25 protein-coding genes and 4 pseudogenes are annotated in these 25,098 nt (G+C 66.1%); 15 read left to right on the top strand and 14 right to left on the bottom strand.

The window, feature by feature from the left end; translation table 11 throughout:
- Positions 1-5 precede the first annotated feature (5 nt).
- Positions 6-638, bottom strand: coding sequence for a hypothetical protein (locus GFS60_RS38000; RefSeq protein ID WP_159929840.1), 633 nt, complete (start codon positions 636-638; stop codon positions 6-8).
- 483 nt (positions 639-1,121) lie between these two features.
- On the opposite strand from GFS60_RS38000, the gene GFS60_RS37995 reads away from it, so the two are divergent.
- Together GFS60_RS37995 and GFS60_RS39845 are read left to right on the top strand one after the other, a co-directional pair.
- Positions 1,122-1,391, top strand: coding sequence for a WhiB family transcriptional regulator (locus GFS60_RS37995; protein WP_159929838.1), 270 nt, complete (start codon positions 1,122-1,124; stop codon positions 1,389-1,391).
- 193 nt (positions 1,392-1,584) lie between these two features.
- Positions 1,585-1,740 carry a hypothetical protein gene (locus tag GFS60_RS39845; protein ID WP_236603765.1) on the top strand — a complete coding sequence of 52 codons (156 nt, stop codon included), beginning with the start codon at positions 1,585-1,587 and terminating at the stop codon, positions 1,738-1,740.
- A gap of 140 nt (positions 1,741-1,880) precedes the next feature.
- Here the strand turns inward: GFS60_RS39845 and GFS60_RS37985 are convergent, their stop codons facing one another.
- From GFS60_RS37985 to GFS60_RS37965, 5 genes are all read right to left on the bottom strand, one after another.
- On the bottom strand, positions 1,881-2,405 hold the full coding sequence (locus GFS60_RS37985) for a DUF2441 domain-containing protein (RefSeq protein WP_005569777.1): 525 nt from the start codon (positions 2,403-2,405) through the stop codon (positions 1,881-1,883).
- A 116-nt stretch (positions 2,406-2,521) separates the two neighbouring features.
- Positions 2,522-3,028 (bottom strand): N-formylglutamate amidohydrolase, encoded by a 507-nt coding sequence (locus GFS60_RS37980; protein WP_159929836.1) that lies wholly within the window; start codon positions 3,026-3,028, stop codon positions 2,522-2,524.
- Entirely contained in the window at positions 3,018-3,347 is a 330-nt protein-coding gene (locus GFS60_RS37975; protein ID WP_043791389.1) for a hypothetical protein, read from the bottom strand. The genes GFS60_RS37980 and GFS60_RS37975 overlap by 11 nt, the downstream gene beginning before the upstream one ends.
- Positions 3,344-3,610, bottom strand: a complete 267-nt coding sequence (locus tag GFS60_RS37970) for a hypothetical protein (RefSeq protein WP_005569781.1) — start codon at positions 3,608-3,610, stop codon at positions 3,344-3,346. Before GFS60_RS37970 ends, GFS60_RS37975 begins: the two co-directional genes overlap by 4 nt.
- Before the next feature lie 201 nt (positions 3,611-3,811).
- Positions 3,812-4,159: a histone-like nucleoid-structuring protein Lsr2 gene (locus tag GFS60_RS37965; RefSeq protein WP_043791394.1), complete on the bottom strand. Its 348-nt coding sequence runs from the start codon at positions 4,157-4,159 to the stop codon at positions 3,812-3,814.
- Between the two features lie 696 nt (positions 4,160-4,855).
- Between GFS60_RS37965 and GFS60_RS39840 the strand changes: the two genes are divergently transcribed.
- The 3 genes from GFS60_RS39840 (at position 4,856) to GFS60_RS37950 (ending at position 8,173) form a co-directional block, all read left to right on the top strand.
- Entirely contained in the window at positions 4,856-5,281 is a 426-nt protein-coding gene (locus GFS60_RS39840) for a hypothetical protein (RefSeq protein ID WP_236603764.1), read from the top strand.
- A gap of 547 nt (positions 5,282-5,828) precedes the next feature.
- Positions 5,829-6,917, top strand: coding sequence for an ATP-binding protein (locus GFS60_RS37955; RefSeq protein ID WP_159929834.1), 1,089 nt, complete (start codon positions 5,829-5,831; stop codon positions 6,915-6,917).
- Entirely contained in the window at positions 6,914-8,173 is a 1,260-nt protein-coding gene (locus GFS60_RS37950) for a vWA domain-containing protein (protein ID WP_159929832.1), read from the top strand. The genes GFS60_RS37955 and GFS60_RS37950 overlap by 4 nt, the downstream gene beginning before the upstream one ends.
- Before the next feature lie 11 nt (positions 8,174-8,184).
- On the opposite strand, the gene GFS60_RS37945 is transcribed toward GFS60_RS37950, so the two are convergent.
- Entirely contained in the window at positions 8,185-9,279 is a 1,095-nt protein-coding gene (locus GFS60_RS37945) for an IS110 family transposase (RefSeq protein WP_159929830.1), read from the bottom strand.
- Between GFS60_RS37945 and GFS60_RS37940 the strand changes: the two genes are divergently transcribed.
- Positions 9,272-10,503, top strand: a protein-coding gene (locus tag GFS60_RS37940) for an IS3 family transposase (protein WP_159929976.1) whose coding sequence is annotated in 2 segments (ribosomal slippage) — positions 9,272-9,593 and positions 9,593-10,503 — 1,233 coding nt in all. Because the reading frame shifts where the segments join, the coding sequence is not laid out codon by codon here. The genes GFS60_RS37945 and GFS60_RS37940 overlap by 8 nt on opposite strands.
- Positions 10,504-10,535: 32 nt before the next feature.
- Here the strand turns inward: GFS60_RS37940 and GFS60_RS37935 are convergent.
- Positions 10,536-10,772, bottom strand: a pseudogene (locus GFS60_RS37935) (IS110 family transposase); the annotation flags it as partial.
- A 254-nt stretch (positions 10,773-11,026) separates the two neighbouring features.
- Here GFS60_RS37935 and GFS60_RS37930 point away from each other — a divergent pair.
- From GFS60_RS37930 to GFS60_RS37910, 5 genes are all read left to right on the top strand, one after another.
- Positions 11,027-11,224 carry a hypothetical protein gene (locus GFS60_RS37930; protein WP_159929828.1) on the top strand — a complete coding sequence of 66 codons (198 nt, stop codon included), beginning with the start codon at positions 11,027-11,029 and terminating at the stop codon, positions 11,222-11,224.
- The gene (locus GFS60_RS37925) at positions 11,221-12,450 is read left to right on the top strand and encodes a hypothetical protein (protein ID WP_159929826.1); all 1,230 of its coding nucleotides are present in this window, start codon (positions 11,221-11,223) and stop codon (positions 12,448-12,450) included. The genes GFS60_RS37930 and GFS60_RS37925 overlap by 4 nt, the downstream gene beginning before the upstream one ends.
- A gap of 9 nt (positions 12,451-12,459) precedes the next feature.
- Positions 12,460-13,718, top strand: a protein-coding gene (locus GFS60_RS37920) for an IS3 family transposase (protein ID WP_159929600.1) whose coding sequence is annotated in 2 segments (ribosomal slippage) — positions 12,460-12,805 and positions 12,805-13,718 — 1,260 coding nt in all. Because the reading frame shifts where the segments join, the coding sequence is not laid out codon by codon here.
- Between the two features lie 130 nt (positions 13,719-13,848).
- Complete coding sequence (locus GFS60_RS37915) at positions 13,849-15,150, top strand: AAA family ATPase (RefSeq protein ID WP_159929825.1); 1,302 nt, start codon at positions 13,849-13,851, stop codon at positions 15,148-15,150.
- A 28-nt stretch (positions 15,151-15,178) separates the two neighbouring features.
- On the top strand, positions 15,179-15,523 hold the full coding sequence (locus GFS60_RS37910; RefSeq protein WP_201453729.1) for a hypothetical protein: 345 nt from the start codon (positions 15,179-15,181) through the stop codon (positions 15,521-15,523).
- Positions 15,524-16,075: 552 nt separating this feature from the next.
- Here GFS60_RS37910 and GFS60_RS39835 read toward each other — a convergent pair.
- Positions 16,076-16,192, bottom strand: a pseudogene (locus GFS60_RS39835) (helicase associated domain-containing protein); the annotation flags it as partial.
- Positions 16,193-16,482: 290 nt separating this feature from the next.
- Between GFS60_RS39835 and GFS60_RS37905 the strand changes: the two are divergent.
- Complete coding sequence (locus GFS60_RS37905; RefSeq protein WP_159929824.1) at positions 16,483-16,998, top strand: hypothetical protein; 516 nt, start codon at positions 16,483-16,485, stop codon at positions 16,996-16,998.
- Positions 16,999-17,050: 52 nt separating this feature from the next.
- On the opposite strand, the pseudogene GFS60_RS37900 reads toward GFS60_RS37905, so the two are convergent.
- The 5 genes and pseudogenes from GFS60_RS37900 to GFS60_RS37880 all read right to left on the bottom strand — a co-directional run.
- Positions 17,051-17,434, bottom strand: a pseudogene (locus GFS60_RS37900) (PDDEXK nuclease domain-containing protein); the annotation flags it as partial.
- Between the two features lie 130 nt (positions 17,435-17,564).
- On the bottom strand, positions 17,565-18,596 hold the full coding sequence (locus tag GFS60_RS37895) for a tyrosine-type recombinase/integrase (protein WP_159929823.1): 1,032 nt from the start codon (positions 18,594-18,596) through the stop codon (positions 17,565-17,567).
- Complete coding sequence (locus GFS60_RS37890; protein ID WP_159929822.1) at positions 18,593-19,528, bottom strand: tyrosine-type recombinase/integrase; 936 nt, start codon at positions 19,526-19,528, stop codon at positions 18,593-18,595. Before GFS60_RS37890 ends, GFS60_RS37895 begins: the two co-directional genes overlap by 4 nt.
- The gene (locus GFS60_RS37885; RefSeq protein ID WP_236603763.1) at positions 19,525-20,745 is read right to left on the bottom strand and encodes a site-specific integrase; all 1,221 of its coding nucleotides are present in this window, start codon (positions 20,743-20,745) and stop codon (positions 19,525-19,527) included. The genes GFS60_RS37890 and GFS60_RS37885 overlap by 4 nt, the downstream gene beginning before the upstream one ends.
- Positions 20,746-20,953: 208 nt before the next feature.
- Positions 20,954-21,655 (bottom strand): annotated as a pseudogene (locus GFS60_RS37880) (PDDEXK nuclease domain-containing protein); the annotation flags it as partial.
- A 298-nt stretch (positions 21,656-21,953) separates the two neighbouring features.
- Between GFS60_RS37880 and GFS60_RS39830 the strand changes: the two are divergent.
- The 3 genes from GFS60_RS39830 (at position 21,954) to GFS60_RS37865 (ending at position 24,917) form a co-directional block, all read left to right on the top strand.
- The gene (locus tag GFS60_RS39830; protein ID WP_159929819.1) at positions 21,954-22,286 is read left to right on the top strand and encodes a hypothetical protein; all 333 of its coding nucleotides are present in this window, start codon (positions 21,954-21,956) and stop codon (positions 22,284-22,286) included.
- Between the two features lie 136 nt (positions 22,287-22,422).
- Positions 22,423-24,120 (top strand): hypothetical protein, encoded by a 1,698-nt coding sequence (locus GFS60_RS37870; protein WP_442972246.1) that lies wholly within the window; start codon positions 22,423-22,425, stop codon positions 24,118-24,120.
- Positions 24,120-24,917 (top strand): hypothetical protein, encoded by a 798-nt coding sequence (locus GFS60_RS37865; RefSeq protein WP_159929816.1) that lies wholly within the window; start codon positions 24,120-24,122, stop codon positions 24,915-24,917. Before GFS60_RS37870 ends, GFS60_RS37865 begins: the two co-directional genes overlap by 1 nt.
- The last annotated feature ends 181 nt before the right edge of the window (positions 24,918-25,098 follow it).

The raw sequence follows: 25,098 nt of genomic DNA, 5'->3' as shown, positions 1-25,098 counted from the left end.
GCCGACTATTCGGAGCGCGGGAGGTCGGGCACAGCGACTGGTTCGGGCAGCGTCCAGCGAGCGAGTGGGGTTTTCGACTCGTTCGGAGGATAGAGCGCGACCTCGGTGATCGACACGTCGTCGGTCAGCTTGTCTCCGATTCCGGGGAACAGGACGAGGCCCTCGGCGTGGCCGTCGAGGGCGTTGTTCCCGATCGCGGTGGGAATGTTGTCCCAGGAATCACTGCCGGTGATGGTCTGTCCGCTGAGTGTGCGGACCTTCCAGTTGGTCGATGTCGCGTTCAGGGTCCCGGAGTCGACATCGAGCACGATCGGGAAAAGCAGTATCCGCGGCTCTCCCATGGAGGTCTTTTCGATCAGCTGGGGTTCTTTCACCTCGATGCGGGCGGTGACGTCGGCGGCGGTAATGGTCTGGGCGGTTCCGCCGATGGTGTCCGAGCCATCCGACGACGAGTTCGTGGTCTGGTTGGTTGCCGCGGTCGTGGTCGTAGATCCAATGATGGTGATTGCTGCGGAGGTAGCGGTCTGACTTGTGGGAGCGGCCTGTTCGTCGCCGCCGCCACATCCGGACAGGGCCAGTCCCAGTCCCAGTGCGGTGCAGGCAGTCACGGCCGCAATTGCGGTTCGGCGGATAACCATCGTTCATTTCCCCTTTTCTCCCCTGGCTGACCGGACGCCCTGCGAACAGGATGGTGGTCAGCCTCCATGTGCGCGTCCCGGTTGTGGCGCGGACGACGCCCCCTGAGCGTAGCGGTGTGGGACCGGTGTCCTGTCGTGGGCGTCGCGGAATGGGTTGACATGGACTGTGAACCGGCGGAGATCTAGGCCAGTCCAGGCGTCTCCACCCTGTTGATGAGTGTTGGGTTTGTCGAGCACGTTCCATTACGCGATGTCACTCACCACGTATGCCGCGGATCTTTCTCCTAGTGACAACAACCCGCATTTCGTCGGAGAGGGCACCACGGGTATGACAGATGACCCAATCGGACTGGTCTCGGATTCGTCGCTGGAACCTTGTGGGTCCCGGTGCGAGTTCGTGTGGAGCTGTCCAGGTCCGGCGCTACCGTTCGCTCCACCAGGCACCAGGCACCAGGCACCAGTTGCGAGAGAGCGAGGAGTGAGATGACAATCGAGACCGATACACGGCTGCTAACGGCAGCAACGGCCGCCGCGCCGGGGTGGCGCGACTTCGCGCTGTGCCGAGTCACCGATCCGGAAGCGTTCTTCCCCGAGACAGGCGAAGACGGGCGCCCCGCGAAACGGGTGTGCGCGGGCTGCGAAGTTCGTGAGGCCTGCCTAGCCGAGGCGCTCGCCCACGATGAGCGGTTCGGGATCTGGGGTGGACTGACCACGGCCGAGCGCCGCAAGTACCACCCGAAGCGCCGCCGATGACCGCCACGGCCGTGTACTTCGCACACAAGGGCGCAATCCGTCCGGCTCCTCAGCCCCGACCGACACGACACGCCATGACACGCCCAATTCGGAATCAGTTCGCTATGATTCAGCGGAGCCAGAGGCGCCGCTGGCACTGAACAACCCAATTCATCGGTGACACGGCCTATTCCGTTTACGCTACGGTCATCCCATGCGTGATCTCCTCGAACAGACCGTCCGCTACCTCGAAGCCCTCTCCGACGCCGCCATGGACGCGTCGCCATCCACGGACGCCTCGTTCGTGGCGAGTTCGTCGAAGCCCTCCGCGAGTGTGCGGAGGCCGTCAAGACTGCCCGTGAGGACCTGATCGACACCGGTCGCCCGATCAACCCTGTCTACTCGCACCCCGGTGACGAGGACACACGGGAAGAACTCGCCTCGCGACTGACCGCGCATCTCTTTGCCGAATAGTCCGCTCCGCTCGCCGTCGAGCCGCCAAATTGGCGTCTACTCCGCTGGGCCAATAACGCGGATGGGTGGAGTCAGGAGGACCTCCCATGTGACGGGTACTTCGTGGTCCGGGCTTTGCTGGGACCAATAGCAATGGGAGTGATACGACGTCATCAGAGCGGTGCCGGGGGCGCGGAGCAGCTCCATGTTGGCCCGGAATCCGTCGCTATCGGTCTCCACGAGCCAGATCTTGGCTGCTTCAGTCGGATCGAAGGCAGTTCGGAAGGCACGGGCTTCGTCGAGTGTGTCCACTGCGAATGCGGATTCGAAACGAGAGGGTGCGGTCGGAAAGTGTGCACGACGGACGTTTTCCCAGATCAGCTCGATCAGATGGTCCGTGACTTGAAACTGAGCGGCCGCGTTGACGAAGTTGATTTCACCGTGCGCAGCAACGCCATTGGGAAATAGGACGTCAAGGTGCTGTTGCAGCGCTGTCGGTTCTACGTCGTCGTACCGGGTGAGCTCGAGCGACAGTCCCTCGTGAAGGGTTCCTCTTCGATCGACGGTGTAGAAGCGCGGCATTCTGAAACCTTCTCTGGCTGTGCGTGATAGTCGGGCTCAGCATCCGGACTGCCCGTCGCCCATATTGGAAATATTGTGTCCACCCGGCGCCGCCTGTGTGGGCGGCGCTCAGCTGGTCAGGTGGTGGTATCGGTATCGATGGTTCCCTCGGCTCTGCCGTCGAGGGCGGGGAGCGGGTAGTGCGGGCAGGTGACTACTTGAGGGGGCACGAGAATCGCCCGCCGGTTGCTGTCGAGGTAGAGGCGATAGGCGAGCTGACCGTCCCGGTGGACACCGGTGGCTGGGTCGACGGCGCCGAGAAAGTACCCTTGCGCGGCGTCGACGGTTGAGAAGATCGTCCGAGCCCATTCAGCGGGCTCGGTGGCCGGCAGATGCCGGGGCTCGCCCGTGTGCGCGTCGACGGTGTGCACGATGACGGTGACAGTGAACCCGGTAGCCGCGGGGAACCACGCCGCGGCCGGGGCTACGAACGATGCGATGGACGTGTGGATCTGCAGCCTGATGTCCGTTCCGGTGCGGGCCACCGCCGTGATGGTGTGCGAATCTGCCGTGAAGTCATCGGTGGCCAGGTGTGGCAGCGCGCGGTCGGAGTCGGCGTGGACGCTGCCGGGATCAGCGGGCATGGGCTTGTTTGTCCCGTTCTCGGATGATCTGGTCGGCCAGGCGGTACACCGCCAACTCGTCAGGGACACCGACCTTCGTGGCGCGCTCGCGGGCCGCGATGAACACCCGGACCTCCTCGTTCCCCTGCCTGCGATCCCGGTGCAGGAACCGGTGACGCGCCTCGGCGAGGTCCTCGAGGACCAACCACTGGAAGCGGTCGAGACTGGCGGCGATCTCGGCGACACGCGCCCGCTCCGACTGGACTGTGCGCCACCGATCAGCCAGGTCCGATCCCCCGAGCAGTGCACCGAGGACCATGGCGCAGACCGCTGTGATCATTCCGCACCCCTTCTCGACGTCATGGATTTCTTCGGTTCACCGGTGGCCACGGTCAGGGCGACAGTCGCCACGATCGCGACAACGACGGTCAGCAGCAGGGGCAGTGAGAACTCGGACGCGATCACCGCCCCGACGACAGCCACCGCGAAGGCGAACACAGCGAGCAGCCAGAGGGCCCGGGCAGCCGAGGCCCGATGTGTGATCTGGGCGACTGAGCCAGCGACGACCAGCACGGCGCCGAGCCAGAGAATCCAGATTGTCATGGTGTGGCGCGGATCCTTCCGACGTCGGCGGGCTGAAGTCTCGTGGAACAGGGTGTCATGCCGCCGAGTGGCCGAGCAGATCGGCGACGTCTGATCGAGCCATACCCTCGGTTGGGCGAACCGGCAAAGGTCGTCGAAGCGGCGGAAATGGGCGCACAACCGGGCCTCTGCGGCTGATCGCGCCGATGCTGTGTAAGGCCGTCAATGGGCGTCGTGGAAGGCCTGTGCGATCTCGGCGGGGATGCGGCCGCGGGAGGACAGTTCGTACCCCTGCTCGATCGCCCAGTCGCGGATCTTCTTCGTTTCTCCCCGCGGCCGCTTCGCGACAACGGGGTTGACCTGCCGGTCGGCGCGGTGTTTGCGGCCGCCGACTCGTGTGGAGTGGGCGATGTAGTACTCGAAGGTCTCGCGGAGTTCCTTCGCGTGCTCGTTCTTCAGGTCGATCACGTACTCGACGCCGTCGACTGCGTAGCTGATGCTTTCGCCGTTCTCACCGAAGACGGTGCCGTCAATGTCGTCGACCAGCTCTACTACGACCTTGCGTGCCACGGTTTCCACTCCTTGAGTTCTCCGGTACGGACCAGATGACAGTACTGGGAGTATCAGGAAACTCCCTGCGAGGTCCAGTGAGGACTATGGATCGGAGAGGGTGACCGGTCTGACGCAGCGCCCTGACGGAACACGGTCACACTTCGACGAGTCCTCGGGGCAGGGTCCTTGCCGTTCGAGCATTCCAGACGTCAGGCGCGTTGACCTGCGCAGATGGTCCATTTCTCGCGGAGGTCATGTAGACGGATTTCGTCGGTGATAGAATCGAACACATGTTCGACTGCCCGGGTTGGGGTAGGTGCAACGCGGTAGGAGATCGGTTCAATGACGGCACACTCCTCCACCAGTACTGATTTCACATTGCGGACGTTGTCGAAGGCCGATCGTGTGGAGGAGCTGCGCCGTCAGATGGCGGCGATCCCAAGTCGGTCTGTTGAGCCGGCCACCCTGATGTCTTTGGCGGTTCCCGCGTCGAAACCGGCGCCGACGACGAGCGCGGAATCGATCCTCCGAATTCTTCCTGTGGCTCCAGCCTTCGCGAAACTGCTGCCCAGAGGTGGCCTTCCGCGCGGCTCGGTTGTCTCGGTGAGTGGTGCCCGCTCGGTTTTGGTGAGCTTGGTCGCGGAAGTCACTGGGGCCGGCGGTCACGCCGCGGTTATCGGGCTACCGCAATTCGGTCTGCTTTCCGCTGTGGAAATGGGCGCTGACCTGACGAAGTGCGCGTTGATTCCGGAGGCGCGACGCGCCGATTCGGTCGACGTCGCCGCGGTCCTGCTCGACGGGATGGACCTGGTGGTCCTTGGGCTCGGCGGGATGGCGGTGACCCCCAGCCGCGCCCGGGCGGTAGTCGCGCGTGCACGCAATAAGGGGTCGGTGCTGGTGGTGACCGAAGGACGATGGGACGGTGCCGACGTCCGGATCGACTCGCGGGTGTGTGGCTATGACGGCCTGGGTGAGGGGCATGGCCGCGTGAAGGGTGTTCGCCTCGATGTGGAGGTCAGTGGGCGGGGATTCCGCCCTAGGAGCTCCAGAGTGGACTTGGGGGTCAGCAAGGGGGTGGTGGGGTGGAGTGAGCACACCGAAGAGCTGGCTGCCTCCTCGCAGTTGCGGGAAGCGTTGTGAGCGGACTCCCTGATTTCGAAGCTTGGTGCGAGCAGTGGCCGGCCACCCCGACATTGCGCCGCTGCGTCCCGCCTCGTCCGGTGATTGTCGAGATGAATCGTGCTCTCCCGCTTGCCAAACATGCCCAACGCCCCGATCGACTGCCACTGCGAGTGCTCGCCGGTGGTCTCCGGGTCGAGGGAACCATGCACGCGGAATTGTTCGCCTGGGTGAAATTGACCGATGGCCAGTGGCTGGCTTGTGTTTGTGTTCCGGCTCGATCGGGTGATGGACGAACCGGGCTGGATCTGTGGTTATGGGTGACCGCCGACGCGGTGAGTGATTGCGAGCCGCGCGCCGGCGACCGCTGATTCCCCTGGGATATCCGCCGGCCCGCAGACGATCCGTCGGCCGCGCCGGGTGGGTGTCGTCCCGCGTCCCCGGCACAGGGTGCGCCGGGGACGCGGGACGAGCACAGAACCCCTATTTGCGCAGGTCAGCCCGTATACTCGAGGAGTCTAATTCGGTAGCGAGACTGACCAACTCGCTCGACTCTGGAGGATTTTCTGTGGCTGATTTGGCGACTGCTGTGACGGTGTTGGATGCGAATGGGCGGGCCGGTGTTCCGTCGTTGTTGATCTCGGGTCCGGGTATGGGTAAGTCGAGTCTGGTGCGGGGGTTGGCGGCGTCGGACGGGGTGCTGTGCGAGACGGTCCTCGGGTCGTTGCGGGAACCGGCCGACTTCGCTGGCCTGCCGGTGGTGCGTGAGCACGGGGTGACGTTGGAGGCTCCGGACTGGGCGAAGCGCATTCACGCCGAGGGTGGTGGCTATCTGTTTCTGGACGAGTTGACGACGAGTCCGCCTGCGGTGCAAGCGGCGATGCTCGCGGTCGCGTTGGACCTGAAGGTCGGTGATCTGCAATTGCCGAAGGGAACGCGGGTGGTTGCGGGTGCGAATCCTCCCGATTGTGCTGCCGGTGGGTACGAACTGGAAGCGCCATTGGCGAATCGGTTCTGCCATGTGGAGTTCACTCCGTCTGTTGATGAGTGGTTGGACGGTATGGCGACAGGGTGGGCCACGCCGCCCGCCTCGCGTGCGGTGGCGACGGACGAACAGCGCGTGGCGCTGGTGCGTAGTTCGATCACCGGATATGTCCAGCGCAACCCGGAAGCGTTGGACGCGTTCCCGTCGTCGGCGGCGCAGACCGGGGGAGCGTGGCCGTCGCGACGCACGTGGGCGATGTTGGCGGCGGTGTTGCCGCATCTGCGTGACGACGACAACGCGGCGATCAATGCGGCGGTGTTCGGGCTGATCGGTGAGGGGACCGGTGTCGAGTTCCTGGAATGGCGCAGGAATGCCGATCTGCCCGACCCGGTGGCGGTGATCGAGAATCCGGAAACGGCGTTCGACTGGCAGTCTCGTCCGGACCTGGTGTGGGCAGTTCTGTCGGGTGTGACGGCGTGGGCTTCGGGGCGGGGCACTGTCGAGGCGTGGGGGCCGCTGATCGCGGCTGCGGAAGCGGGTGCACCTGATGTGGCGGGCGCTGCGGCGCGGACGTTGGCGAAGGCGCGGCCCGCCAAGGCTGTGGTTCCGGCTGCGGCGAAACGGTTCTCCCCGATGTTGGTGGCTGCGGGTCTGGTCGGTGAGGCGGCGTGAGCGCGGTGCGGGTACTCGACCCGGACGAGTTGCGCGCGTTTCGGTTGGCCCGGTTGGTCTCTGCCGAACAGATGCCGTACTTCATGCGGGCGTTGTTCGCGGCCCGGCCGGTGGCTGCGCCGGGGCTGGGCACGTTCGCGGTGGATGCGCAGTGGCGGTTGTATCTCGATCCGGCGCTGCTGGTCGGTGCGAACGCGTGGCCGGTCCCGGTGGCGGGTGCGGTCCTGTTGCACGAGGTTGGGCACTTGCTGCGCGCACATGCCGCGCGCGCAGAGTTCTTGCCGAAGCCGGTCCAGCACTTGGCGTGGAACTACGCCGCCGATGCGGAAATCAACGATGACCTTCTCGCGGCCGGTGTCGGACTGCCCGAAGGGGTGATCACCCCGGAGTCGTTCGGGTGCGCATCGGGAGGCATCGCGGAGGACTACTACACGAACTTGGTAGATCCGTCTGCCCCTTCACCTCCGAACGCACCCGCAGACGGCGATGGTGAACCGGGGTGCGGGTCCGGTGCGGGGTGCCCTGCCGTGCCCGGCGAGTTGGGTGCGGCCGGGAGTGAGGTGACCGAGGGTCTCGACGGCGCGGAGGCTGACCTGGTGCGGCGGTATGTCGCGAAGGCCGTTCGTGAGTCTTCGGGAAAGGGGCGGGGGAGCGCCCCGGCCGGGTTGGCGCGGTGGGCCGGTGAGGTACTGGCACCGCCGACGGTGGCATGGGATCGGTTGTTGCGTGCGGTGATCCGGCGCGTCTTGGCGGATCAGGCGGGGCGGACGAACTACACGTATTCGCGACCCTCGCGGCGCGGGATCCCGGGCATAGTCGCTCCGGCGATGCGCGGCCCGTCGATTACGGTCTCGATGGTGGTCGACACGTCGGGATCGATGTCGGCAGACGATCTGGATGCGGCGATGAGTGAGGTTGCCGGGGTGCTGCGGGCTGGCGGTGTGGCACGTGATCGGGTGCGGATTGTGGCCTGTGATGCGTCGAGCACAACGGCGCAGCCGGTTCGGTCCATCGCGGACGTGAAACTGATCGGCGGCGGCGGCACCGACATGCGGGTGGGTATCGAGGCGGCCAATGCTGCGCGTCCGCAGCCGCATGTGGTGATCGTCCTGACGGACGGGGATACGCCGTGGCCGGATCGCCCGTCGCGGTCGCATCTGGTGTGCGCGGTGATCGGCAGTGACGCGGCTGCGGGGCGTACACCGTCGTGGGCGTCGACGGTGTGCGTGCCGGTCGGTGCGGGAGTTCGCGCATGAGTTGCCCTGTGTCAAGCCGCCGGTTGTTGGTGGGCGATCAGTCGTTGGAGGGCGCCGTGTTTGTCCGGTTCGTAGGGGAGGTTGTCCTGCCAGCAATGCCAGATGACGAACAGCCAGGCGCGGGCGAGGATGCGGACGGCATGGGAGTGGTCGTGTCCGCGGGCGACGGCCCGGTTGTAGAGGTCGGCGGCCCAGAGGTTCGAGTGGCGGGAGTCGCCCGCGAAGTCGGTGACGGCATCGCGGAGTTGTTTGTCTGCGGCCCAACGGAATCCGACAATTCTGGCCTTGCCGGACTGGCGTGTGGCGGGGGCGCCGCCGGCGAGGCAGGCCAGCGACTCTGGGGTGGGGAATCGTGCCCGGCAGTCGCCGATCTCGGCGAGCAGCCGGGCGGCGCGGACGGTGCCGGAGCGGGGCAGGCTGGTGAAGATGTGGGCGTCGGCGTGCCCGGCGAGTTGCTCGCCGATCTGTTCGGTGAGCAACTTGATCTGTTCGCCGAGGGTGCGCAGGGCGGCGAGGAAGGCGCGGGTGATGTGGGCGTGCGCGGATCCGTCGTCACCGACGGCGCCGCGGGGTGCGGCGGTCAGGCGGGCGTGCAGGACCGCGGGGTCGGTGCGGCCGCTGTAGCTGACGCCGGACAGCCACGTGGCCAGGCGCTTGGGGGTGAGCCAGTCGGCCCGGTCCTGACAGTCGAAGCGGGTCAGGAACATCAGGCTGATCGGGGAGTCGAGGTCGGCGAACAGGCCGACCGCGCCGGGGAAGACGTTGCGCAGGTGCGCCCGCAGTTGGTTGGCGAGGGCGACGCGGTGGGCGACGAGGTCCTTGCGGGCCCGGCAGAGTCGGCGCAGCGCGACGGTGGCCGGGTGGTCGGGGGTCAACGGCGCCAGTCGGGTGCGGTCGGTGCGCAGGGTGTCGGCGAGGACGAAGGCGTCGAAGCGGTCGTCCTTGTTGCCGGCCGATCCGTAGCGGCCGCGCAGGTTCTTGACCTGGTTGGGGCTGATCACCACCACGGTGATCCCGGCGCCGAGCAGGGGGGTTCCCCCCTGAATGAGGACATCGTGAACACTGGGTCGTGAGGGCCCAGAGGAAGAGATGTCACCAATGGTCATGAAGGCGTACTCGGCGGAGTTCAAGGCCGATGCCGTCGCACTGTATCTGTCCGATCCGAGCCACACCTTCGACGGCATCGGCAACGACCTGGGAGTCAGCCGCGAGACTCTGCGCAACTGGGTCCGCGCGGAACGCAAACGCACCGGTATCTCCACGGCTGAGCTGCGGGCCAATGGGGCGGCGCGGCCGGCATCGCGGGCAGGCGAGGTATCGTCCGAGTCCGTGTTGGAGGAAGAAAACAAGCAGCTTAAGGCCCAGATCCGGAAGCTCGAAACCGAACGGGAGATCCTGCGCAGGGCCGCGAAATATTTCGCGGGCGAGACCAACTGGTGAGCCGCTTCCAGTTCGTCGACGACCACCGCGACACCGCTCCGGTGAAGTGGCTGTGCCAGATCCTCGAGGTGTCCCGGTCCGGCTTCTACCGGTGGCTTGCCGCCGCACCGGCCCGTGCTGAACGCGCCCACGCCGACGAGGAGCTCGCGACGCGCATCCGCGCCATCCACGACGACTTCGATGGCACCTACGGGGCCCCACGCATCACGGCCGAGCTGCGCGATGTCGGGATCGAGGTCAATCACAAGCGGGTGGAACGGGTGATGCGCGAGAACGGAATCGTCGGGGTGCACCTGCGCAAGACGGTCCGCACCACGGTCCCCGAACCCTCCGCGACTCCGGTGCCGGACCTGATCCGGCGCGATTTCACCGCGAGCGCACCGAACACCAAGTACGTCGGGGACATCACCTACCTTCCGGTCGGTGACGGGCAATTACTGTACCTGGCAACAGTATTGGATCTGAACTCGAAACGGCTGGCGGGTTGGTCGATCGCCCCACACATGCGCACCGAGCTGGTCACTGACGCGCTGCGGGCGGCGGCCGCCGCCCGTGGTGCCACCGGTCTCGACGGGGCAATATTTCACAGCGACAACGGCGCCCAATACGTCTCGCAGAACTTCGCGGATGTTTGCCGCGAGCTGGGAGTGACCCGGTCGCGAGGCGCGGTCGGAACGTCAGCGGACAACGCCGCCGCCGAATCGTTCAACGCGACGTTGAAACGGGAGACGCTCCAGGGCCGGAAGCGCTGGAACAGCGCGGGTGAGGCCCGCGCCGCCGTCTTCCGTTGGATCACCCGCTACAACACCAGAAGGAGGCACTCCACTCTCGGCCAGATCTGTCCGATCGACTTCGAGCAGCGATCGGCTACGCTGGCCACCGCCGCATAAGAATTGGTGTCCACATCTCGGGGGGAAGCCCCCAGGGTGTCGATCACCGGTCCGTCCGGGCGTTCGATCGCGACCTCGCAGACGCCGGGGCGGGCGAGGACGGTGAGCAGTTCGCGCAGCCCGGCGGCGCTGTGTTCGACGGTGCAGCGGTGGACCTCGCGGCCGCGGGCATCGACGACGGACACGGCGTGATCGTCGCGGGCCCAGTCGATGCCGCAGGTCAGAGCGTTGGGTGGTTCATCGGGCAGGGTGTTTCTGGCAGACTTCATGTCAGCCTCCTCGCTGCTAGACCCAGTGGGGAGGCACCCTCGTGCGGTGCCGGGACGCGGCAGCCGGTTCGCTCACTGTTCGGCGCTCGGTGGCGCTCAGCCCTGTCGACGGTCGGCGCGGCCCGGGCGACCGCCGGGTCCTGCAGAACTCATGCCGGACATCGATCGTGTCAAGCGAGCAGGGCAGTGACCCGGCGGCACCTCGGGTGCATCGGCAGTCCATCTGAAACCACCGACACAAGGATGGTGCACCAGTGAGCGCGGCAGGAAGCGGCGACCTGGTCCGCTACGCCGACCGGGTGTTGGCCGGTACCGGGATCACCGCCCACCAGGTTGCGGCGGTAGTGGCAGGTACGGCGACCGATGCGGCGGCGGCGGCTCTGCGCGCCGGTTGGCGCTGTGCCGCGAATCCGGTGCATGTGGGGAGCGGCGAGGGACGGGGAGCGGCATGAGCGTGGAATGGTTCGACCTCGCCCAGCGGCTCTATGCCGCCGAAACCCGGTCGCCGGTCGCTCGGCTCACGCACACCACGTTCGTGCCGTCCACGGCGGCGCTGGCGGTGCGTGCGGTGGCACGTGGTGGCAGCGTCACCGTGGCAGTGGCCGGGTTCGAGGGCCGTGAGGAACGCGCCCGCGACGTGGATGCCCTGGGACTGCTGGCCGCACACGGCGGCACCATCGTGGGGCGCTGCGACCCGGCACCGTTGCTCACCGACGACACCGGCACCCTGCCTGCCCTGGTGACGCTGGCGCGGGCGCACGCACACCACCCGGACCCGCAGGTGGCCGGTGCTGCGGCCATGGTGGCGTGGTGGGCGGATCGGGCAGACCATCCCGGCACGTCGGCGGTGGTGAATCTGGTGGCCGCGTCGTCGGCGCGGTATGTCCTCGGCACCACCCCGGAGGCCGAACGGTCGGCGACCACGTGGCGGCAGTGGTTCGGCATCTCCGATGACAGCGTCATCGGCTTGCATGAGTGGGCCGCGAAGATCAGCGGCGGACCGCTGCTGCCACTACTGAAGCCGATTCACGAGGACGACCGTTATTCGTGGGACCGCGCGCTATCGGCAGCGACAGCCGGGCATGACTGGTCGCGCCCGGACAACACCGCCAGCGCCGCCATGGGACTGCGCACCCGATGCGATGCCGCCGACTTGAAAGCCGCTGCCCTGATCGATGATCCGCTCTGGCGGCAACGCGCAGTCCATACCGGGCACGTGGCGGTCGGGGTGGCATCGGTGACCCCGCCGCCGATCCGGTCGCGTCGGCGCAACGCATCGCTGTCGGTGACCTGTGAGCGGCTCGATTCACGGTTGCGCGTCGGCTCCGAGGTCACCGGCTGGATGGGCACCCCAGCGGACAAGCCCTTCGAGCGGTTCTTTGTCGAGGTCACCTCGGCACAGGTCGTAGAGGGAAAGTTGGTCCTCGGTCTCGGCTCGGTCGGCGCACACGCCCCCGCACCGGGAGCAAGGGTGTGTTTGATGCCGCAGCCGCCGTCCCCGCAGACGATGCGCGCGGGCCGGGGCCGATACTGGCGGCTCTACCGTGCCCGCCGTTCCTGGCTCTCCACCGGCCAAACACCGGTCGCTGCGCGGCGTGAGGTTCCCCTCGACGTGCTGGGGCCTTGCCCCTGGTTCTTGGACACGCTGAATCCAGCATCCGCTGGGAAAGCGAGATGATCTTCAGTCATGTCACGAAAGAACTACTCGGAGGAGTTTCGGCGCCAGGCGGTCGAGTTGTACGAGTCCACGCCGGGCGCGACGCTACGAGGTATCGCCGCTGATCTCGGGATCGTGCGCGGCACCCTCACGGGCTGGATCGACCAATACGGGACCGGCACCAAAACCCACGCCGACGGCACCCGGGTGCCCACCCCGGCACGACCCCACAGCCCACGCTCCGGCGCCGGTGACGCACCGGAGACCGTCGAGCAGAAACTCGCCCGCCTCGAAGCCGAGAACGCCGCCCTACGAGCCGAGACGACCAAGCTCACCACCGAGCGCGAGATCCTCCGCCAGGCGGCCAAATATTTCGCCGGGGAGACGAAATGGTGAACCGCTTCCGCTTCGTCGCCGACCACTCCGACACCTACGAGGTGAAGCGGTTATGCGAGCTCGTCGAGGCCAAGCGCTCGTCCTACTACGCCTGGAAATCCGCCGAGCCGGCGAGGACCGCTCGCGCCGAGGACGACGCGCAGCTGGCCGAACGAATCCGGGTGATCCACACCGAGGACAACACCTACGGAGCACCGCGGATCACTGCCGAACTCAACGACGGTGTCCCCCCTGACGAAAAAGTCAACCACAAGCGAGTGGCCCGAGTGATGCGAGAGAACGACATCGTCGGCTACCGACGCCGACGACGCGTCACCACCACAGTTCCCGAACCGGCCGATCACAAGGTACTCGACCTGCTCAAACGCGACTTCACCGCCGACGCACCGAACCGCACGTACGTAGGCGACATTACGTATTTGCCTATCGAAGGAGGAGCCAACCTGTACCTGGCGACGGTCATCGACTGCTACTCCCGCAAACTCGCCGGCTGGGCGATCGCCGACCATATGCGCACCGACCTCGTCGCCGACGCCCTCCGTGCCGCCTCTCACGATCGTAACGGACTGGCCGGGGCCGTATTTCACAGCGACCACGGAAGTCAATACACGTCAACGGAATTCGCCGCTCTCTGCGACCGTCTCGGCGTCACCCAGTCGATGGGCATGGTCGGCACGAGCGCCGACAACAGCCTCGCCGAATCTTTCAACGCCGCCCTCAAACGAGAAGTCCTCCAGAACGCGAACACCTGGCCCGACGAGGCCACATGCCGGCGCCAGGTGTTCCGCTGGGTCACCCGCTACAACACCAGAAGGAGGCATTCCTGGTGCGGACACCGGTCCCCGAACACCTACGAGAGTCTCTACACAGCTACGCTGGCATCCGCCGCGTAATCCACCACCCGTGTCCACAAGCCGGGGGTAAGGCCCCTGATCGCGGGCGCAGAGGACTAGCCCCGGCAGCCTGCACCGTTACCCGAAAACAGTTTGCTTCACACCACCTTTCGTGAAAGGTCGCACCGTCATGCGCATCCTCGCCCCCCGCCCCGATATCCCCAACCCGGCACCCTCGAGCGCACCGGCACCCAGGCCGACCCCGCCGTCGCTCACGCAGTGGCCGGGATCGCAGATCATGTCCGATCCGATCACCGCACGTGTGCTGTTCTCGGTGTGGTCGGGTGATCCCGCCGTTGTCGTCCCGTCGCCACCCGGCGCGGGCAAAACTCGACTGGTCGCCCTTCTCGCGGCAGCACTGGCACACCGCGGCGATCTGCGTGTCGGCATCGCGGCCCAGACCCGCGAACAGGCAGTGGAGATTGCGCGGCGCCTCGGCACCCTCACCGATCGCGCCGCTCTGATGTGGAAAGCGAAACCGCCGAAACCCGACAGCGGGCAGACGCCAGCGGTGTCGGGGCAGAAGGTGCGGTGGCCCGGTGAGGTGGGCGCGATCCTGATCGGCACGACCGCCCGATGGCTGTTCTCGGACCCCGACCGGGTGGCGGCTGACGTGCTGATCGTCGACGAATCGTGGCAATGCACCTACGCCGATCTGGGCGCACTCGGCGCTATGGCCAGGCAGGTGGTCTGTGTGGGCGATCCCGGTCAGATCGATCCGGTGGTGACCGGCGACGTGTCTCGATGGGACGGCAGCGATACCGCCCCGAACCTGCCGGGACCGATCGCGCTGCAAGCCGCACACGGCGACGCGGTGGGCGTGGTCCGGCTGCGCCACACCTGGCGACTCGGACCCGGCACCACCGCCCTGATTCAACCGTTGTTCTACCCCGACCTGCCGTTTACCTCCCGCCGACCACCGGAGCACCTCACCGACGCTGGCGGAGTCGTCCTGCCCGAGCTGGCGCACCGTTCCGTCACGGTCTCCGGTGGCCCGTCCGATCCGGCGCTGGTGACCGCGTGCGCACAGCGGGCGCGGGAGCTGGCGGGCGCGGAGCTGATCACCGCCGAGGACCAGCGACCCATGAGCGCCGCCGATATCGCGGTGGTGGTTCCCCACGTGACGCAGGCGGCAGCGATCCGCGCCCTCCTGTCCGATCACCCGGACGTGCTGGTCGGCACCGCGAACTCTCTGCAAGGGCTCGAGCGTGCCGCTGTGGTGGTGTTGCATCCGCTGGCCGGATACCGCACCGCCGAGCCATTCAGCCTCGATCCGGGCCGCGCCTGCGTGATGCTCTCCCGCCACCGCGCCCACATGAGCGTCGTCATCGATGACGCGAGCGCCGAGGTACTCGCCTACACCGAACCCTCGACCGCGCACGCCGCCAACACCGACCTGCTGGCCGCGCTGCACCGCACTCCCGCTGTGTAGCAACCTCAAAAAGAAAGGGATTTAGACAATGTCCGATGAAATCATGACCGAGTTCCGCGCAGAACGGCTGCCGGACGTCGACTCGCCAGCCCAGCTGGCAGCGGCATTCGCGGGGAGGACCCGTCCGAACTTCACCTACGAGTACGACGAGGGTTCTCAGGTCCACGACAACGGTGTCCGCGCGTTACGGGCAGGGGATGGGCTGATCAGCTATGCCCGCATCTGCACTACCGATCGGGAGGAGGCCTTGACGGTCTTCGGGGACTTCCTCGGTGATCTGCACCATCTGGCCGATGCGATGGGCGTCGACTGGGACGAAGCGCAGCGAAGGGGAGCGGTCCACTACACCGCCGAGTTGTACGGCGCGGACTAAGGGAACTGACGGCTGGACGGTCCCAAGGACCCGTTCGGCCGGCAGTCCCCGGCACCGGGTGTGCCGGGGACCGGTACTTCCCGATTCCCATGTGGTCATCACACGTATCCCTGACCATCCGATTTATGCGTGACGATGTGAGTGAAAAACTGCGTGACGATGTGAGTGAAAACTGCGTGTCGACGTGCGTGAGGCGCTGCGTGGTGATTTGCGTGAAGACGTGCGTGTCGACAGGCGTGTCGAAATGCGTGCAGGCACACGAGTGCAGATGCGGGTGATTCAGCGACTCCTTCTCTGGCTGGAGGCCGAAGGCCTACGCGGCCGACGTAGGGTTGGTAAGTGGCCGTCCCGGAGTGCAACAGACCAGTTCTGATTCATTTCGACAACATCGAATCCGTCCACATTCACTGGATCTGACAGTCCTTCACCTCGCCGAGCGCCGGAGCATGTGCACGAGGTGCTGGTCCGGACGCTGTGTCTGGGATAGGCGCTACCCCTGTCCGCCTCGTAGAGCGCGAGTGTCGAAGTTTGAGGGCCAGGTGGTGGTCGGGGCTATCCCATCGGGTGTGCTGACAGTCGTGGTCCCCGTGGGCGCGGACCGGGGGACACCCCGAGGACTGCGAGGCGGCGCCGCTCGTCGTCCGGCAGTGCGTTGGCTCGCCACTTTTGCTCCTACACGTTCGAAGTGGCCTGCGTGGTTCTGCACGAGGCCACCGGCAAACATTCAGTTCTCCCGGTGCCGAGCCGGGCCATACTCTCCAGCTACCGGTTCCCGTCCCGTTTTCGTCGCCGAACAGGGACACAGATTCTCGCGACGCGTCGATTCTGGTGGGGAGTGGGGGAGTGGCAGTATAGTTGCAGTTCAAAGGGGCTATATAAGTTGTCGATGTGGTGGGGAGCGAGGACGAAAAGCGGCACCAAAGCGGGTTCAAAGACATTCGATCTGGCCGGTAGTGCCGATGTCAGCGATGCCGGTCAGTCGCCGTCCGCACCGCAACGCCGCGGTGCGGACACTGCCTGACACGTCGGTCGGAAATCTCGCATCCGCGGTGGTCTCGACCGACATCCCGACGACCTGCTCTCGCCCGAACCCCGGCACGGGGTCCCTGCGTCATTCTGTACTCGGACCGAAGGACGTCGGGATGTCGATGCTCCGATCGATCGACGGCGCTCTTGTCCGGGCCGACACGAAAGTGCCGTCCCCGTTCAATCGGCGCGCCGTAGGCGTCTCAGGCGGCTATCCGCCTGAGACTGACCGGCAGCGATTCAGCCGCCCCGGCACCCGGGTGTTGCTGCGCGGTAAACACAAGACCCGCCATCACTGCCGGGCGAAAAGTGCCTCGACGAGCGCGGTGGCCGATGCGGTCTTCGCCGCGGTTTTCGTTGATGCGTCGGCGGTGGCGGTGTGGCCGACGAGGTGCACGGTGGCGGTGAAACGGGGTGCGTGCGCGGGACCGTCGGTGCGGAACTCCTGACATCCACGTCAGGAGTGGTAGCGGATCCCGTATCGGACACGAATGTCCCACATCACACACCGGATCCACCACGTGATGATTGTTTCCGATGGGGTGGCGGCGACTGCGGGGTGTGGTCGTCGAGCTCGAGGGCGACCGCGCGCGTGAGGGCGTCCTCGGCTGGGAGCGCGGCCTGCTCGGCGGGCGAGAGATCGTAGCGGGAGACGGCGATCGGCTGGGTGGTGCCGGCGAGTGCGTACCTGACGACGGACTCGTTCTTGTCCGCCACCAGGAGCATCCCGACCGTGGGTTGGTGCTGTGGCCTGCGCAGCCTGTCCTCGACGAGGGCGACATAGAAGCCGAGCTGGCCAGCGTCGCGAGGGTCGAATTTCGTGGTCTTGAGTTCGATGACCACGTACCGGAGTTGCTCGACGTGGAAGAACAGCAAGTCGACGAAATTCCGAGGTCGGAATTTCATCGATTATTCCGGTTCCCGGGTTATTCCGAGGCCCGGTGTCGAGCGGCTGCTTTGTGCTTGCAGCCTGGGGTGATGTTGGTTCGGTTGGTTGGGTGTCGGGATATTGCGGTCATCTGAGTCCGAGTAGCCGGTTGAGGATGTTGTCGTTGTCGTGCCAGACAGCCTGGGATGGCTGGGGTGTCGGGGTGCCGTTGGCGGTGGCCTTCTGGATGGCACGGCGTTTCATTTCGGTGTCGGCGTGGGCGTAGATGAGTGTGGTCTCAGGGTCAGCGTGCCCGAGCCACTCGGTGAGGAGCGCGAGCGGCATGCCTGCCTGGTAGAGGTGCATGGCTCGGGAATGGCGCAGCATGTGGGGGTGCGCTCCGGCGGGCACTTCGGCGCATTTTCGGTGGGCGGCTTGGGCGTGCTGGCGAATGATCCGGGCGGCGTTGTCGTCGGACATGCGCGTCTTGCGGTGGCTGTGGATGGTGTAGAACAGCGGGTCGCCGAGTTGGAGGTCGGGGTGGAACGCGGCGGTGTAGCGCCGGTAGTGGGCGGTGGTCTCCTTCGTGATGGGGATGCGGCGGGGTTTGGATCCCTTGCCGAGTAGGTCGATGGTGAGACGTTGGGCGTCGAGGTCTCCGATGGCGGCAGAGAGCATCTCGGCGTCGCGGGCGGCGGCGTCATACATCAGGATCATGAAGAACTGGTCTCGCAGTCCGGTCCGGCTGGACGGATCGGGTTGGGCGAGGAGCGCTTTGATAGCTTGCTGACTCATGTGGGAGACGGGTTTGGCGGCCGGCGCTTTCATCAGCGGGATGCCTGCGAGATCGGCAAGATAGATGGCCAGTGTCGGCTCGGCGGTGGCGGCGTACTTGAAGAACGACCGGATGCAGGCGAGGCGCTGGTTGTAGGTTGCGGCCGTCCAGTTGCGTTCGGCACGTGTCTGTTCGAGAAACCCGGCGATGCAGGCGCGGTCCAGCATCGGAAAGGTGATCTTGTCGACGGGGACTCCACCGGTGTCGCAGACGTGACGCAGGAGCATGTTCCAGGCGCGGCGGGCAGATTCGATGGTGTGGGGGCTGGCGGCGCGTTGCCTGGGCAAGAACACGGTGAACCAGTCACGCAGGTGTTTGAGGAAGGTGTCGGCCGGTGTGCTCATAGCGGCGGCTCCGGGATGATCCCGTCCGCGCTGGTCAGGCCCGTCGCGGCGATCCGCTGGGGCAGCAGGTGGACGTAGTAGGCGGTGGCTGTGTAGGTGGCGTGGCCCATGTAGGCCGACAGGTAGGGCAACCAGACGCCGAGGTCGCGGCCTTCGTCGACCCAGCGCGCGAGTGTCCGGGTCGCGTAGTTGTGGCGCAGCGTGTAGGGCGTCGAGCCGGGGGCGACTCCGTCGGCTATCGCCCGAACGCGGTGGTACTGCGCGGTCAGCCAGCGGGGCGGGTAGGGCCGGCCGGGGGCACGTTCGAAGAACCACTCGCGATCGGGCTGGCGCACGTCGGTGAGCCGGTCGAACCTCGCCAGTAGCTCGGTCATGTCGTCGCCGACGGCGACGAGGCGGTCTTTGCCGCGCTTCCCCTCGACGACGGTCAGCACCATGGTGTCGAGGTCGACGTCGGCGCGGCGTAGCCGCCGGGCCTCCTGCGGTCGAAGCCCGCAGCCGAGCATGAGACGGAACACGACCGGGATGATGTGCTCGCGGTACGGGCTCAGCTTCGACGGTCCGATCCGGTCACATGCGTTAAAGAACCGTTCCAGCTCATCGTCGGTGAACATGTGCGGTAAACGCCTGGCGGGTTTGCCAATCCAGGCGAACGGCATCACGAACGCATCGGCACCGACGGATCGAAGGTACTTGCCGAAGTTCCGGATGGCATGCATCTTGTAGCCTGACCTGCCCGCCGACTCGCCCTCGTCACACCACTGGGTGGCCAGTTCCCGGGTCAAGGCGGTGGCGTCGGGATGCTTTGCTAGGCAGAATCGGTCGAAGTTTTGCATCACGAACGGCAGCGGGCCCGTGGAGAGGCCCAGCGCGTCCCTCAGCTCCAGCATTGCGGTGATATGGGAGGCGAACGCGCTGTTGTAGTTGGTCATTGCAGCGCCTCCGCCCGGCATCCAAAGCCGGTCAAGGGCAGGTAGCACTCGCGCAGCGAGTCCGTGTCCAAAGCGATGTAGCGCTTCGACGAGTCGATTCGGGCATGACCGAGAATCTGGGCGGCCATCGGCAGTTCCGTACCGGTCTCGATCAGCCTGGTGCCCAGGGTGCGACGCAACGCGTGGAACGTCTTTCCATCGCCGGCCTTGTGTGGGATGCCCGCCGCGGCCAGATAGCGTTTCATGATCAACGACCCCGTCGGTCCCGTCAGTTTGACGTGCGGCGCATAGGCGCGCAGGAACACCTCGGGTGCATCGGAGGCAGGCCTGGCGTTCAAGAGATAGTCGGCGACCGCGTTGCCCGCCTCGGCGGTGAGCGGCAGCACCAGCGTGGACGAGGTCTTTCGCTGCACGATTCTGATCTCATCTCGCCGCCAGTCGATGCTCTCCAACCGCAGATCGGTGATGTCGCCGCAGCGCAGCCCTGTCGACACGGCCAGTCGTACCATCGCGTAATCCCTATTGCCGACGGCCGTCGCGGTGTCGATCACTGTTAGCAGTCGGGCTACCTCGTCCTGGGTGAAGCGCGGCAAGATCCGAATCCGTCTCGGTGAGAACTGTGACAACATCGCGTGCACTGGCAGGTCGGACAGTTCGAAGTCGTTGAGGAATCTGAAGAATCGCTTGACCGCCCACACGGTGTTCCCCATGCCCGACCGGTGATTCGGGGCCACGGCGATCAGGAATCCCCGCACGTCGTCCAGCCCGACATTGCCGAAGCTGTCATGCCCACGGTCACGCAGATGAGTAAGCAGCTGCCTGATCTCGCCCACAACCAACTCGACCGATCCGACGGCCAGCGTTCCCGAGAGCGACTCGTCGAACCAGCGCAGGGCCGTCTCGAAGCGTGATGGCAGCTGTGTCGACATCGGACGCCTCCTGCGCCATGCCACCTTCCCGGCCAGTTTGAACTCGAGCAGCATGTTCGCTGTCTTCTCCAGCGACGACCGGAACACCGGGCCGATATTCCCGCCCTTCAGACGGGTGTCCTGCTCAGCCAGGAACCTCTCGCGGACCTGCTCGTTGTACTCGTCGATCGCGTGGTCGGTGCAGTACCGTGCCACGGTGGCGCAACAGCTCCTCTGATACTTGAGTGATGCCTCAGTCAGTCCGGCACCCCGGGCCGCCGTCAACACTCCGTCCACCAACACAGACATGGCTGGTTCCATGGTCTCGTCCTTCCATCGTGACGGTCACTGGCGCTCCATCGGAACGTCCGCAACCAACACAACGGCATGACCCGGCAGCGCGCTATCGGCCGGAGACGGTCATCGGTTTTGAAGGAACTATTCCGACAACCGCTCCGAAAACACGTCGTCAACGCAGGCCCTACGCGCAGATCGGCATAACCCAAGAATCGGAATAATCGACGAAGAAGTCATCGCCTTCCACATCGAAGTGGACCTGGCGGCCCACGAACGCGAACCCGGGGCCGAGCTCGCGGAGGGTGTCGATGATGCGCTCGACGAGCCGATCCTCGAGCTGCCGCTCGGCGGCGTCCCCGTCGATGGCGAGGAACTCGAGCGTGAACGGATCCTTGGTGATCTGCTGAGCGAGCTCGGAATCGGTGCGCTCAAGAGCGTGCGGGAAGTTGGACGGGGCCGCACCCTCTCGCAGGTGCAGGTCCGTCTTGATCTGGTGTGCCAACATGGGACGACTCCAGCCGTGTGCGATGTCCTTGGCGCTGTACCAGTCGCGCAACTCGGCGTCATCGAGCTTCTCGAGCAACTCGATGACATGGCCCCAGGGCAATTGGCCAACGGGTCGTTGACCGATTGCATCCTGGTCGGGCCACGCTTCGGCGAACCTGCGCATGTACTTGAGGTTGGCCGGCGAGAACCCCTTCGCACCGGGAAACTCTGTGCGCAGATCCGCGGAGAGCCGGGAGAGGACCTTGCTGCCCCATGGAGCCGTCTTCTGTCGCTCGATGATCGTCGCCCCGATCTGCCAGTAGAGCCTGAGCAGTTCGGTGTTCACCCGGCGCTGGGCGATGTAGCGCGCCTCGTGCACGAGCCGCTTGATGCTCTCGAGCGTGGCGGCGTAGTCGGTGGGGACGGGGGATGACATTCCTCGACGCTAATGGAACCGGCTGACCCCGCTGGTATCGCGGGGGTGCGACCCAGCGGACCCAGCGGAGCTGGGCTGGAGCGGCAGTGGAATCTGGGCCACCGGCCGGGGTCCGTTTGAGGATCCTTGGGTTCGTGCGGTGATCGGCCCGGCGGGCGGAGATTGGGATGAACATGCAAGTTTACGTGCAATAGTGCGCGTAATGCAGCGTGTGAACTTGCGTGTATCGAATAGGATGGGCTACAGCGGTGGCCGGGAACACGCACGGCGGCCAAGGGGAGCGGGCGAAGGAGTCGGCATGGCGCAGGTCGGAAAACGTGGAGGCAACTCTGCGCGGCCAGGTGAGAGAGGCCGAACTGCGCGATCACGCACCGATGCCCCCGCCTCGGGAGGCGGCCCCGTCGTCACGGCGTCCACCGAGGCGTTGACGTCGAAGCTGGAACCCCGCAAGGGTCCGGTGAAGGTGCAGCTCAATACGTGGGTGCTGGCCTCTACTGAGGCACGGTTGAAGTGGCTTGTGGCGAACCGCAAGTTCACGGTCACCAGCGTCGTGGACGTCGCCCTGCAGGAGTTGCTCGACCGCTACGACGTACCGTCGGCAGATCCCGATGGTCAGATCAGGGAGCAATGAGGTGAGCGGTGGACCCGAGCAGTTCGCGCTGTTCGAATTGTCATCGGAGACTTCACCTCTCGATCCGCAAGCACCTGAAAATCCCGGCCGCGACAGTAATGATGATCCAGGGGAACCCCTCGCTGAATCTGATGCGGTGTCATCGGCCGGGCCGGACGAGCCGGAGCCCGACGAGTCCACCGCTGACGACACGACACCAGACAGCCGACCGCCATGGGAGTCGCTGCCGGTAGGTGCCGAGGCGGACGAGCATGCGCTTATCGTGACCGCCGACGGGACCTACACACCCTCCGGGCGGGAGTTGACCGGTCCCGTCGATTCGGTCGAGAAGCTGGACAAACTGATCCGCTGGGCCTCGCTGACACCGTTGGGCGCCCCCGCACAGATCTGGGTCGTCGGACAGGCCGCGTGCGAGCTGCTCGGGTGGATCATCGACCCGGGCAGCGAAGACGACGTCGACGACATGGAAGCCCTCCGCAACCGCGCCGCCCAGGAACTGACCGCGGTCCTGCACGCCACCCTGACCCCGATGCTGAACGCGGGCTGGGAATTGCGCGGCGATCCCGGGCACGTGGTGCACCTGTCCCGCTCGATCGGGAACTTCACCTCGATGGTCGATGTGGTGATCGAACCATACGTGTGGACGTACTGGAACAAGGACTTCGGTTGGCACAACCGGGTCGGTGACATGGGCATCCTCGGCTCGCCGACGGCCGGAACGTATCTCCCGGACGACGACCTGCCGGCGGCACGTGAACTCGGTCGCCGGTTGGCGTGGTGCGCCCAGCATCTCGGGGTGCTCCCGGGGCCGACGCCCGCGCGGACCGGCGCCGCCCTCGTCGACAAGATCAAGCGTGAACGCACCCGATCGGGGAAAGGCATCGTCGTCACCACACCTGGTTCGGTCCCACCCTTGGACGGCGGGCCGCGGGGAGACCTCGAACCGGCCGTCGGCTGGACCCGCGTCCCCGACGCGCAGGATGTGGACGGTGTGAGCCGGTTGGTGTCGATCGACCAACGAGCCGCCTACCTGGCCTCGGCCGGCATGCTCGAATTCGGCTACGGGCAACCCACACACCTGACCGGCGGGGCGGCGGCTGCCGCGGCGGTGGGGGAGAAGGGGGCCCCGTTCGGGCTGTGGCGAATCACCCTGCCGCCCGGACAGGCACTGTCGCTGCCCGAGAAACTCCCGTTGCCGCACCCGCACATGCTCGCGGACCAACCGGTACAGACCTGGGTGACCACGGTCAGCCTCGACGGGCTGTGCTCACCAGTGGCGGACGGAGGGATCGGCGCCGATCTCGACGACCTCGACATCACCGAGGCCTGGGTCTACCCACAGCAGGGCCGGGCGCTGGACAAGTGGGCGAAGATCCTGCGCGAGGCGCGGAAGGCTGCGGTGGACACTGAGGACGACGCGACGAAACGGTTCCTCGGCACCTGCTACAAGGGCTACATCGGGCGGATGGTGAACCCGGACATGTGGACTGCGAAGCAGATGCAACATCACCACCAGCCTGTGTGGCGTGCGGCGATCATCGCGCACTGCCGGTGGCGCGGCCGCCGCGTCGCGATGCGGATCGCCCGCGAGCACGGCCGCTGGCCGGTCCGTACCGTCACCGACTCGTGGGTGTACCTGCTCTCAGGCGGTGAGGACATCGCCGACCCGAGCGAGGCGCTGGGGAAGATGTCGGTGGAGAAGGACGTGGTCCTCGCCGACACACTCCTGACCGCCTTCACGTCGGCGCAGGACGTGCACGATGTGAACCTCGCGATCAAGGCGGCCTTCGCCGACAACGAGGACACCGACGACGAAGGGGAGGGGGTGCTCTGATGGCCCTGCATCTTCCGAAGCCGCGCACCAAGAAGCCCGCACAGGAGGCGGTCGGCCTCGACGGCCTCAAGGTCTCCGTTGCCAACGCCGCGACCAGCGGTGTAGAGAAGTCGAAGCAGGTCAAAAGTGGGGGACTGGCGGGGCTGACCAGCAAGGTCTCCGTCAAACAACTGCGTAAGGAGCTCGGCAACGAGGGCCTGCGTCAGGCGGCGATCGATGCCGGCCGCACACCCCCATCGGCGCGCACGTTGCGCCGATGGGCCCAGCAAGGCCGCATCCCGCACGCCGACGTCCTCGAGCGAGCGCAACGCCGTGCCGCGATCGAACGCCTCGGCGGCATCGACGCGGTGGCGGCGAAGATCGGCCGGTCCCGCTCCGCCGTCTCCCGGTACCGGTCCGGGGAAACGAACGAGTTGCGTGCCGACGCCAGCAAGAAACTCAAGAACGTCAAGGCCGAGGACATCATGAAACGGGCCGGGGTGTTGCGCCCCGACGGAACCCCAAAGAAAGCCGTGATCCGGGTCAAGGGTGGTGTCATGGTCCGCAACGGCGCCGACGAGGGATACGACTACCGGGTCCGGACCCTGGATTTCGCGAACTCCGACACACCCTTCACCACTGAGGAGTCCCGCGAACTGGCCGCCGCACTGGCCAATGACGATCACGCCCGGGTCGTGGCGCTGCTGGAGCGGCACGCCACCCTCGACTACCCGGAGAACAAGGGCTTCGACAAGTACAGCGACCAGTTCGGATTCCACTTCGATCACATCGACTCCGTCCACATCGACTGGATCTGATCTGACGGGGACGTGCCGGTTCTCCAGGTCAGTCCTTGACGTGTCATGGGTCGGGTGGCCCTTGTCGGATCGCAGGTGAAAACACCCGACTCCGGCCCATTCTCGCCGGTCAGCGCCCTAAAAAGGGAGCGGGGGCACCCCGACACCCCGTTGAGGGGAAACGCCGAAATGGGTGAATGTA

Origin of the sequence: Rhodococcus sp. WAY2, from assembly GCF_009859915.1 — a bacterium.
Lineage (GTDB): Bacteria > Actinomycetota > Actinomycetes > Mycobacteriales > Mycobacteriaceae > Rhodococcus_F > Rhodococcus_F oxybenzonivorans.
Note: the sequence above shows the minus strand (reverse complement) of the source record. Positions and strands in the feature narration are given on the sequence as shown.